Source organism: Caballeronia glathei, assembly GCF_000698595.1.
Taxonomy (GTDB): domain Bacteria; phylum Pseudomonadota; class Gammaproteobacteria; order Burkholderiales; family Burkholderiaceae; genus Caballeronia; species Caballeronia glathei.
In genome coordinates this window covers 100386-111082 of sequence record NZ_JFHC01000018.1, presented here as the reverse complement: position 1 = coordinate 111082, position 10697 = coordinate 100386, and the positions used below count along the sequence as shown (strand labels likewise).

At 67.4% G+C, this 10697-nt stretch carries 13 protein-coding genes; 8 read left to right on the top strand and 5 right to left on the bottom strand.

Translation table 11 applies throughout. The annotated features are described in order from the left end of the window. Positions 1-85 precede the first annotated feature (85 nt). From BG61_RS13985 to BG61_RS13975, 3 genes are all read right to left on the bottom strand, one after another. On the bottom strand, positions 86-541 hold the full coding sequence (locus BG61_RS13985; protein WP_035932946.1) for an MEKHLA domain-containing protein: 456 nt from the start codon (positions 539-541) through the stop codon (positions 86-88). A 107-nt stretch (positions 542-648) separates the two neighbouring features. Then, positions 649-1101 (bottom strand): cupin domain-containing protein, encoded by a 453-nt coding sequence (locus BG61_RS13980; RefSeq protein ID WP_051672503.1) that lies wholly within the window; start codon positions 1099-1101, stop codon positions 649-651. A gap of 154 nt (positions 1102-1255) precedes the next feature. After that, a complete protein-coding gene (locus BG61_RS13975; protein WP_051672502.1) occupies positions 1256-1696 on the bottom strand; it encodes a universal stress protein in 441 nt (146 codons plus the stop codon). Positions 1697-1876: 180 nt separating this feature from the next. Between BG61_RS13975 and BG61_RS13970 the strand changes: the two genes are divergently transcribed. From BG61_RS13970 to BG61_RS13945, 7 genes are all read left to right on the top strand, one after another. Next, on the top strand, positions 1877-2374 hold the full coding sequence (locus BG61_RS13970; RefSeq protein WP_129572157.1) for a hypothetical protein: 498 nt from the start codon (positions 1877-1879) through the stop codon (positions 2372-2374). Between the two features lie 144 nt (positions 2375-2518). Beyond that, positions 2519-3013 (top strand): Lrp/AsnC family transcriptional regulator, encoded by a 495-nt coding sequence (locus tag BG61_RS13965; RefSeq protein WP_051672501.1) that lies wholly within the window; start codon positions 2519-2521, stop codon positions 3011-3013. A gap of 259 nt (positions 3014-3272) precedes the next feature. Then, positions 3273-5252, top strand: coding sequence for a PAS domain-containing hybrid sensor histidine kinase/response regulator (locus BG61_RS13960; protein WP_081868063.1), 1980 nt, complete (start codon positions 3273-3275; stop codon positions 5250-5252). A gap of 52 nt (positions 5253-5304) precedes the next feature. Continuing rightward, positions 5305-5457 (top strand): hypothetical protein, encoded by a 153-nt coding sequence (locus BG61_RS42805; RefSeq protein WP_158447163.1) that lies wholly within the window; start codon positions 5305-5307, stop codon positions 5455-5457. Further along, positions 5454-6146: a 4'-phosphopantetheinyl transferase family protein gene (locus BG61_RS13955; protein WP_035932941.1), complete on the top strand. Its 693-nt coding sequence runs from the start codon at positions 5454-5456 to the stop codon at positions 6144-6146. Before BG61_RS42805 ends, BG61_RS13955 begins: the two co-directional genes overlap by 4 nt. A 187-nt stretch (positions 6147-6333) precedes the next feature. After that, positions 6334-6948, top strand: coding sequence for an RNA polymerase factor sigma-70 (locus BG61_RS13950; RefSeq protein WP_370818073.1), 615 nt, complete (start codon positions 6334-6336; stop codon positions 6946-6948). 183 nt (positions 6949-7131) lie between these two features. After that, on the top strand, positions 7132-7854 hold the full coding sequence (locus tag BG61_RS13945) for a YceH family protein (protein WP_035932938.1): 723 nt from the start codon (positions 7132-7134) through the stop codon (positions 7852-7854). A gap of 64 nt (positions 7855-7918) precedes the next feature. Here BG61_RS13945 and BG61_RS13940 read toward each other — a convergent pair whose 3' ends face one another. After that, a complete protein-coding gene (locus BG61_RS13940; RefSeq protein ID WP_035933007.1) occupies positions 7919-8752 on the bottom strand; it encodes a class I SAM-dependent methyltransferase in 834 nt (277 codons plus the stop codon). 178 nt (positions 8753-8930) lie between these two features. Next, positions 8931-9365: a GFA family protein gene (locus BG61_RS13935; protein ID WP_035932936.1), complete on the bottom strand. Its 435-nt coding sequence runs from the start codon at positions 9363-9365 to the stop codon at positions 8931-8933. A 176-nt stretch (positions 9366-9541) separates the two neighbouring features. Between BG61_RS13935 and BG61_RS13930 the strand changes: the two genes are divergently transcribed. Further along, on the top strand, positions 9542-10567 hold the full coding sequence (locus BG61_RS13930) for an AraC family transcriptional regulator (RefSeq protein ID WP_035932934.1): 1026 nt from the start codon (positions 9542-9544) through the stop codon (positions 10565-10567). Positions 10568-10697: the final 130 nt, after the last annotated feature.

The following is a 10697-nucleotide window of genomic DNA, read 5'->3' as shown; positions in this document are numbered from 1 at the left end:
GCGTCCTTGTCGTAGAAAACTTTCATGGGGCTCCTTTGGAACATGTCGGGTAAGGGAAGCGGCGGGCGCGCGCCCGCCGTGGTGTTCAGACGTCGAGCGTGCGGGGAAGCATCGCGGCCTGGCCGCGGTAGGTGCCGAATTCGTCGGTCAGTTGCCAGACGGTGGCGTCTTCGATCCAGAACCGCTTGCCGCTCTTCGCAATGCGCAGCCCCCGGTAGCCGGTGACATAGCCGTCCTTTTGCACGCGGTCGAGAAACGCCTGCCGCTCTTCCCGGTTCGGCGCTTCAGCCGACAGCCGCGAGGGCAGCGCAGTGAGTTCCTGCCACGTGTATTCGAAACGCCGCTGCACGGCCTTGTTGCCGTAGACGAAAAGCGGGTCGGCGTCGGTGTTGTGAGCGAGGAGGCCGAACGGCGCGTCTTCGTAAAGCCAGCGCGCGGCGGCTTCGACGGACATGCCCTCGGGGGTGAGCGCTTTGCCGAGAAGGCGGGTGTAGCTGGTGGAAAGCAGCTTGAAAAAAGCAGGGTTGACGTACAGGTCCATGCAAAGTCCTTGGTGATTACCGGCGTTCCCGGCGCCGTCTCGATGTTCGTGGAAAGCCCGGCGAAAGCCGGGCACGCAACTTCTTGCGCCAGGCTCGCGTGTGGCGCTCAGCCTGCCTCGGACGCATGCACTGCGTCCGGTTCGTCGAGCAGCACCACGCTTTCCTGTTCGTTGGGATCGGTGCGGGCCACGACGACGACGCAGTCCTGCGTCGCGCTCGGATTGTAGGGAAGGTGCGGCATGTTCGCCGGGATGTAGAAGAACTCTCCCGCGTTGACGAACAGATGCTCCTTCAGGTCCTCGCCGAACCACACGCCCGATGCGCCGGAAAGCACGTAGATGGCGGTTTCGTGCGCCTCGTGCTTGTGCGGCCGGGCGCGCGCGAGCGGAGGTATCGTCGCGAGCTGCATGTGAATGCCCCTGGCTCCGACGGTGGCGGCCGAGATGCCCGCCGCGTAGATCAGGGCCTGCTTGCCCTCGAAGGCGTCGCCGGGACGCACCACGCGGCATGTCGGCGCGCTCGCCCCTGCGTGTTGGTCGCCTGAGTTCGAACCGGTCATGAAATTCCTCCGTCGATTGCCGCGTGACACGCGTTGCGCGTCGCCCACCGTTCGAAAATGAAAGAAACGAAAGCCGCGAGGGACGACTGGCGTCCACACTTTCAGAACACCCGCACCGCCTCTTTATTCCAACCGGCCGAAAGCATGCAAAAGGTCAGTCGCACGCGATGGTCACGACGGTGCGCCCCTTGCAGCGCTCGACGAGTTCCGCGTGGGTAGAGCCGCCCAGCCAGCGCGCGAGCCGCCCGCGCGTGCGGTGGCCGATGACGAGCATGTCGGCGTCGAGCATGCCGGCATGCCGCGAGATGCTGTCGACCACGGTGCCGAACGCCATGTGGCCCTGCGCCGCGATACCGAAGCCCGTCATGTGATCGAGCGCTTCCTTCAGCGCGCCCATCATCGCGTGGCGCACGTTGCCGAACGCGATATCGGACAGATACCACTCGCCGACCGACATCGTCGAACCCGTATCGACGACAGCCAGCACGTCCGCGTGCGCACCGAGGGCGAGCGCGAGATCCGCCGCGCGATGCAGTGCCGACCGGGCTTCCGGCGAGCCGTCGTAGTACAGCAGGATTCTTGTTGGTTTCGGCATGGCAACTCGGTGGCGGAAAGGGCGTTCCTGGTTGTGACGCCGTTATATTTCAAAACGCTCGACGCCTGTCCGTATTCCATCCGGGAAGGTCAGGCATGGTGGGATGGCGAACACATCGCGCTCGATGGAGTGGAATAAACGGACGCTTCAATGTGTCCGCCCCGCAGATGAGCGGGCGGCATGCGCCAGGCGTTCGGGGCGGCCGTCCGTCCCGCGGGTCTTTTTCTTCACGGGAGCGCCATGCGGGCGCTTGTTCGGGTCGGCCTGAGACGCCCTTGTACGTTCGTTGTTCTCGCGTTGCTGATTCAGATCAGCGGGCCGCTTGCGGTGCGCGGCCGACCGATACTCGTTCCGGGGATCGGCGTCTTTTGGGACTGCGCGGGGCCTCTGCCCGACCCGATGGCCGTGCGCATCTCGTCACTGTTCGAGCGAGTTCTTGGCACTGCTGTCAATGATGTGGAGCGCATCGGGGCGGAGCCGCCGCAGACCAGCATCGTGCACGTGGGCGGCATGCGCCCGGTGCTGAAGAACGGCTCGGCATTATCGACGGCATCGAGCCGACGCGCGGCGCTGCCCGAGCGCCTGCGAACCGATTCTGTCGGCGACAAGGCGCGCTCTTCGTGCACGCGGCGATCCGCGGTGCGGCGCGCGAAGACCGCCTCGCGGCGGCGCTTTTGAGCTTCATGATCCGCCGACGTCCGGCGGCGGGGCGCGCGTGCGCCGCCGCACGCGCGGGACCATGCATAAGGGAATATCAATGGCGTTCGGATGTTATCGGTACTATGGCTTATGCCATTAGGCGGAATAACGGAGGGCATCTGAATGTCAGAAAATTCGAACACGGTACAGCGCCGGCCGCTGCGCCCCGCCAAACTCGACGAGACCGACAGGAAACTCCTGGGCCTCCTCGCCGAGGATGCGACGCGCAGCTATGCGGAGCTCGGCAGGATGCTGCATTTGTCGGCGCCCGCCGTTCACGAGCGCGCGAAGCGGCTGAAGCAGGACGGCGTGATCAAGGCGACGGTTGCCGATATCGACGGCAGCAAGATCGGCCGGCCGTTGCTCGCGTTCGTCCACGTCGACACGAAAAGCTGGGCGGTGACGCGCCAGTTGCTGCAACTGGCCGAACTTCCCGATGTCGAGGAAATTCATACCGTGACGGGCGAGAGCGCGATGCTCCTGAAGGTCCGCACGCGCGACACGCAGGCACTCGAGGACCTGCTCGGCCGCATTCACGGGATCGAGGGGTTCGAGGGCACGCGGAGCTATATCGCGCTGTCCACCTATCTCGAGCGCGGCCCGAGCCCGACGGTCTGACAGAAACGGCTGGCCGCATGGGGCCGGCTGTTCACGCGGGTTGGCGGCAAGCGGGGCGCGAGCGGGGCGCGAGTTGGCCGCGGGCAGGGGCGCGAGCGGTCTTGGCCTCGGACGGGAATCGGGCGCGAATCGCGGTCGAACCGGTGTCGAATCGTTGTCCGATGCGGTTGCGCATCGGCGGGATACCGCGAAGCCCCGAACAGCGGGCCTCGAACGGTGTATGCTCGATCAGGCAACGCGCCAACAAGAAATCGACACCATGCCAAAACCAGAGACCGGCTCGACTGCCGGCCACGGCCACGTGCCCATGCGCCCCGGCGACGCGTCCGACGAACTGCTGTACCGCACCCTCGTCCAGGAGATCGAGGACTGCGCGATTTTCATGCTGGGACTCGACGGACGCATCCGCACCTGGAACGCCGGTGCGCAGAAGATCAAGGGCTACACGGCCGACGATATCATCGGCGAACACTTTTCGCGTTTTTACACGCCGGATGCCCTCGCGCGCGGCTGGCCCGATTACGAGCTCGAACAGGCGCTCGCCACCGGGCGCTTCGAGGACGAAGGCTGGCGTGTGCGCAAGGACGGGACGCTCTTCTGGGCGAACGTCGTGATCAATCTGCTGCGCGACCCGTCGGGCAAGCCCATGGGGTTCGCGAAACTCACCCGTGACCTCACGGTGCGCCGCCAGGAAGAAGAGCGGCTGCGCCAGAGCGAGGAGCGCTTTCGCCTGCTGATCGAGGCCGTCAAGGACTACGCGATCTTCATGCTCGACCCGGACGGCAACGTGGCGAGCTGGAACAGCGGCGCCGTGGAAATCAAGGGCTACCGGCCCGAGGAGATCATCGGCCGGCATTTCTCGGTCTTCTATGGCCCGGAGGACGTCGCGGCCGGCAAGCCCCGGCGCGAGCTGGAGCTTGCCGTGCGATTTGGCCGCGTCGAGGACGAAGGCTGGCGCGTGCGCAAGGACGGGTCGCTCTTCTGGGCGAACGTCGTGATCTCGGCGATGCACGATTCGAGCGGGCGCCTGCGCGGTTTTGCGAAGGTGACGCGCGACATGAGCGCGCGCAGGCGCATCGATGAGCTCGAGCGCTCCAGCCAGCACGTGAGCGAGTTCCTCGCCACGCTCGCGCACGAACTGCGCAATCCGCTCGCGCCGCTGCGCAACGCCGTGGGCGTGATGCAGCTCGAACCCGCGCTCACGCCTACGCTCGCGTCCTGCCGCGACATGATCGACCGGCAGACGGCGCAGCTCGCGCGCCTCGTCGACGACCTGCTCGACATGGGCCGCATCACGACCGGCAAGATCGAACTGCGCGTGGCGCCCGTCGACATGAAAGACGTCGTGATGCACAGCATCGAGGCGGTGCGGCCGCTCGCGGACCAGCGCGGGCAGGTGATCGAGGTGCGCTCGCCGCAGGAGCGGCTCGTCGTCGAAGGCGATCTCGCGCGGCTCGTGCAGGTGCTGCAGAACCTCCTGAACAACGCATCGAAGTTCTCGCCGGCGGGCAGCCGCATCGTCATCGAGGTCGAGGGCGAGGCGCGCGCGGTCCTCTTGCGCGTCACCGATCAGGGCCGCGGCATCGCAGCCGATGCGCTCGAACGCGTCTTCACGCTGTTCGCGCAGGAGGACAGGCTGCTCGATCCGACCCACAACGGCCTCGGCATTGGCCTGACGCTGTGCCGCTCGCTCGTCGAACTGCACGGCGGCGCGATCCTCGCGGCGAGCGAGGGGCGCGGCAAGGGCAGCACGTTCACCGTGCGCCTGCCGCTCGCGCGGCAGCACGCCTGCCGGCGCGACACGGACCGGCTGCCGGGCGAACAGCCGGCGCCGGGCGGCGCGCTGCGCGTGCTCGTCATCGACGACAACCGCGATTCGGCGGACAGCCTCGCCATGCTGATCGGGCTGAAGGGGCACGAGGCGCGCGTCGCGTACGACGGCGCGCACGGGCTCGCGATCGCGCGCGAATTTCTGCCGGATCTGGTATTGGTCGATCTGGCGATGCCGGATTTCGACGGCTTCTTCGTGCTGCGCGAGCTGCGGGCGCAGCCCGCGTTTCATTCCGCGACGACCGCCGCGATGACCGGCTTCGGACAGGAGCAGGACCGCGAGCGCTCGCTGTCGGCGGGCTTCGACGTGCACCTCGTGAAGCCCGTCGACATCGCGCTGCTCGACGAACTGCTCGCGAGCGTGAGCGAGCGGCGCGCCGCGAGCGGCACGGCGCGCCCGCTCCCGTGAGCGGCCCGCCGGCAGCCTGGCGATACTTTTGCGAACCTGAGAGGAGCCGTGGGTGGCCGTCTATCCGATTGCGCTGTTGATGGGCGTCGCCGCGGGCCTGCGCGATGGCCGCGCCCGCCGCCGTGAGCTGGGCGGCCCTCTTCGTGGCGGCGAGTGCCTGATGGCCGGCGCGCCTGTCGCCCGGGGCCGGGAGCGGCACGCGTGAATGATCCGGTCGACGGGATCGAGCCCTTGACGTTGCCCCGCGACGTCCCGCCGGACGTGTGCGTATGGCGCGTCGACGTCGCGCTCGACGCGCCGCTTCGCGAGGCGACCCTCGCCGTCCTCGCCGCCGACGAGCTGGAGCACGCGCGGCGCTTTCACCGTCACGAGGACACCGCGCGTTTCGCCAGCGTGCGCGCCGCGTTGCGAATGCTGCTGGCAAACGAAACCGGCGCCGATGCCGCGCGCCTCGCGCTCGTGCGCGACGGCCACGGGCGGCCCGCGCTCGCCGCGCCCGGCGCGCCGGATTTCAACGTCTCGCATTCGGGCGCGCACGGGCTCATCGCGATCTCGCGGCGGCGGCGCGTGGGCGTCGACATCGAACAGTGCGCCGATGGCTTCGACTGGCGCCCGCTCGCGGATTCCGTGCTCGGCGCCGCCGACCTTCGGGCGATCGAGGCGTTGCCGGCGGCGTCTCGGGCCGCAGCGTTCTTCGACTGCTGGACCGCCAAGGAAGCGTTGCTGAAGGCGCGCGGCGTCGGCGTGGCCTACGGCATGAACGGCTTTTCCGTGCTGCCGCGCACCGGCAGCCGGTTCGCGAGCCTGCCCGCGGGGGATTTCCGGATTTCTGCGCTCGACGTGCCCCCGGGCTACGCGGCTTGCGTCGCGTGGTCGGACGAACCGCTCGTCTGAGGAACGCCGAAAAGTAGGCTTATTCAGAACAAATCCTTACATTAATGTAAATATGATTTGAGAATGATTCGCGTTTACGCTACATTCATCCGACTATGAGTTCTTCAACGGAGACGAATGAATGGCTGGAGGATCCGTACAACCGGCGACGCCCGCAGCGGGACGCAGCAGTTCCGCCACGGCGCCGATGCGCTATCTGAAGGCGTCGCCGGCCCGTGCTGCGTTGCAGTCGGGCAAAACGTGCGAGGGATGCCTGCTCGACGTGATCATCGAACATCGGCCGATGCTGATCGGCGTGGCGCGTTCGGTTGTCGGCTGCGCAAGCCGCGCGGAGGACGTGGTCCACGACGTGTTTCTCAAGCTGACCGAGCTGCCGGATCACGAAGGCATCCGCCAGCCGCTCGCCTATGTGACGCGGATGGTGCGCAATGCGTCGATCGATCACTTCCGGCGCCAGAATCTCGAAAGCCTTTATCACGCGGCGGAAGACGACGGCCTCGACGTTCCGTCGCCGGCGCCGACGCCGGAGTCGGCGCTGGCGACGCGCGACGCGCTGCGCCACGCGTTTGACGCCCTCGCGCAGTTGCCCGCGCGCACGCGTACCGCGTTCGAGATGGTGCGCCTGCGCGAGCGAACGTTGCAGGACGCGGCGCGCGCGCTGAATGTCTCGCAGACGCTTGTGCATTTCATGGTCCGCGACGCCGCGAAGCATTGCGCCGACTGCCTCGCGGCCCGCGACAACGCCACGCACGACGCGCCGTGCGCCGATTACGCGGATGCCTCGGGGGACGCCACGCGCTGAGTTCGAGCCGCGCCGCGCGGCAAGTCAGCGCATGAAGGCGGGAAGCTACCGTCGGCGCAATACGCATCGCTGCAACGCCTGCATCGCGGCACTTCCGTCCAGACAGGCAGAACGCGCCCGCTCGACGCGCGAGCCGTCCGGCTATCATATGGCCCACAACGAGACCTTCCTTGCAGGCCACACATGAACACCGAATCCGACGCCGCCGCACGCCAGCCGATGCGCTCCCTCACGCCGCTCGAGGCGCGCGTGCTGGGCGTACTGGTCGAAAAGGAGCGCACCGTCCCCGATACCTATCCGCTCTCGCTCAACGCGCTGACCGCGGGCTGCAACCAGAAGACCGCCCGTTCCCCGGTGATGAGCGTCACGGACGCCGATGTGCTCACCGCCATCGACAGCCTGAAGCGTCTGAGTCTCGTGCTCGAGGCGAGCAGCAGCCGCGTGCCGCGCTTCGAGCACAACATGGACCGCGTGCTGCGCATTCCGAGCCAGGCCGTCGCGCTTCTGACCATGCTGTTCCTGCGCGGCCCGCAGACGGCCGCCGAACTGCGGCTCAACAGCGCGCGGCTGCATGGGTTCGCCGACACGTCGTCGGTCGAGGCGTTTCTCGACGAACTCGCCGCGCACGATCCGCCGCGTGTCGTCAGGCTGTCGCGCACGCCGGGCGAGCGGGAAAGCCGCTGGATGCATCTGTTGTGCGGCGAAGTCGCGCTGACGGAGGCGCCGCGGGGCGCCGCTTTCGACGACTCCGGCGCATCCGGCGCGTCGGCCGCATCGGCCGATCTCGATCTGCTCAAGGCGGAGCACAAACACCTCGCCGACGAAGTGGCGCGGCTTCAGGCGCTCGTGGAATACATGGCGGGCGAGCTCGGCATCAATCTCGACAAGTTCACGCGCGAGTCCTGACGCGCATCGTCCGCGCGGTCGCCAGGCGGCGAACGCGCGGCGGACGATGTCTTGCAGCGAGACCTCACCCGTTGCGCTCGATCACCACTTCCAGATATTCGCTCGGCAGCACGAGCGTGCCGTCGCCCGAACGGTTGCGGCTCGCGATCAGGGCGAGCAGTTCGCTGGTGAAGGCGGCCTGCCTGTCGGCGTCGAGCGCGCCGAAGGTCTTGTTCATCGGGCCGTAGTAGGTGCGGAACACCTCGATCCAGTGCTCGGGCGAGCGGTAGCGGAACACGAACTCGCGGCTCGTCGCGCGGATCTCCCGCGCCGCGCCGCCGAACAGTTCGTCGAGCCGCTCCTTCGTGCCCCACAGCGCCGGCGACTTCACGCCCGGCGCGGGCGGCACGTACGTGCCGATCATCTTGAACAGCTGCCCGATGAAGCTCGCGGGCGTCCAGTTCGCGAGGCCGATCCGGCCGCCCGGCCTGCACACGCGCGCCATTTCGCCCGCCGCCTTCTCCTGGTTCGGCGTGAACATCACGCCGAAGGTGGACATCACGGCGTGGAAGGAGGCGTCGGGGAAGGGCAGGTCCTCGGCGTCGGCCTGGCGGAACTCGATCGTGTGGCCTTCCGCCTGCGCCCGAACGCGCCCGGATTCGAGCAGCGACGGCACGTAGTCGGTGGAGACGACCTCGCACCAGCGGCGCGCCGCCGCGAGCGTCGCGTTGCCGTTGCCGGCGGCGACATCGAGCACGCGGCTGCCCGCGCGCAGGTCGAGCGCCTCGCAGAGGTTCTCGCCGACGATCTGCAGCGTGGTGCCCACGACGGCATAGTTGCCGGCGGACCAGGCCGCCTGCTGCCGCGTCTTGACGGCGGCGAGATCGACGGCGGGGGTGTTCGTTGGGACTGCGGACATGGTGATGCTCCTGATGATCCAAAGCGGACGGGAATGCGATGCATGAGCGCGATGCGGCACGACACGGGCGCGCGTCATCCGTGATGCTGACTTCGGGTTCCTGAATGCGCCGCCTGCGCGCGGCGCCGTGGCCTCGTGAAGGGTGCCCGTGGCGGGCGAGCGTGAATCGCCGCGTGGCCTATTCCGCCACGTGGATGCCCGAGCCGCCCATTTCCATCGGCAGGTCCTTCATCTTGGGCAGTCCGTCTTTCATCGGCAGCGCTGATTCAGGATAGTGCACGTGGATGCCGGCCTCGTAGGGAAAATCGGGAATCACGGCGGCATAGACGTCGATGAGTCCCAGGCCGGGATGCTCCGTGAAGAGATGCCCGCCGCACGTCCTGCACCACTTGCGATAGCTGTGCGGCGTCTTGTTGTAAGTGCCGATATTGTCCGCGCCCTGCGTGATGTCGAGCGCGTCGGGTTTCCACAGCGTGAATGCATTGACGGGACCCGCCGACCACTTCCGGCACGACTCGCAATGGCAATATCCCATGCCGGCCGGCTCGCCATGCACGGTGAACTCGACGGTACCGCAAAAGCAATGACCCTTGTAAGCACTTGCATCGTTCATTATGCGTCTCCATTGATGCGCAATTGTCCCGCGCTGGCGCATGCCGCTTATGGTCCGCTCGTTGCGTGTTGTTGCGGTTTTGCGTGGGTGCTAGTATTTGCGCGACAAGTCGTATTGGTGAATGACCAGGCGTCCGTATTTCTTGCGCGGAACGCCGGGATTGACGGACTCTGTTCATGGATGCCCTATCCGATGTCCTTCGCTCCGTGCGACTGGGCGGTGCGGTCTATCTTCGCGGCGAGTTCACCGCGCCCTGGTGCCTGTACGGCCAGGCCGACGCGGCGGTCTGCGAGGCCTTTCTGCCGCGCTCCGAACGCGTCGTCTCCTATCATCTGATCACCGAAGGATGCTGCTGGGCGGGACTCGCGGACGATCCCGCATCGGCCATTCAGGTCAATGCCGGCGAACTGCTCGTCGTGCCGCAAGGCGAAACTCATCTGATGGGCAGCGCGCTGGATCTCGCGCCCGCGCCCACCGACACGCTCCTCTCCAGTCAGCTCGAAACGACGCCCGGCCAGGTGATGAAGCTGTGCTACGGCGGCGGTGGCGCATCGACCCGGCTCGTATGCGGCTTTCTCGCCTGCGACGGCACGCTCAGCAATCCGCTGCTCTCTTCGCTGCCGCGGCTCTTCAAGGTCGACATGCGCAACGATCCGCGCTCGGCATGGCTCGAATCGTCGCTGCAGTTCGCGGCCGCGGAGGCGGCAGAGTTTCGCGTCGGCAGCGCGATCGTGCTGGCCCGGCTGTCGGAGCTGCTGTTCGTCGAAGCGGTGCGCCGCTGCATCGACGCGCTGCCCGCCGGCCGCACGGGCTGGCTCGCGGGTCTTTCCGACCGCTTCGTCGGGCGTGCGCTCGCGATGCTGCATGAGCAGCCGGCCTATCCGTGGACCGTCGACGAACTCGCGCGCAAGGCGGGCCTGTCGCGCTCGTCGCTCGCGCAACGGTTCACGGATCTGCTCGGACAGCCGCCGATGCAGTACCTCGCACGGTGGCGCCTGCAGATCGCGGCGCAGGAGATGCTCAACGGCAGCAAGTCCCTCGCGGCGGTGGCGGAGCAGGTCGGCTACGAATCGGAAGCGGCGTTCAACCGCGCGTTCAAGCGCGAATTCGGCCTGCCGCCCGCGGGCTGGCGGCGCAGCCACGCGGGCATGGGCACGGGCACGGCGCCCGGACCCGTCGACGAGACCGCGGCCGCCGCCTGAGCCATCCGTTGCGAGCGCGAAGGCGCCGCGCGCGTTCTGCGCTCAAATCGACACTCTCTCCCGGACGCCCTTTTGATCGCGCTTCGCCGAAGGCATCCTCGCGCCGGTCGCTCTCGATTGCTCACAGCCA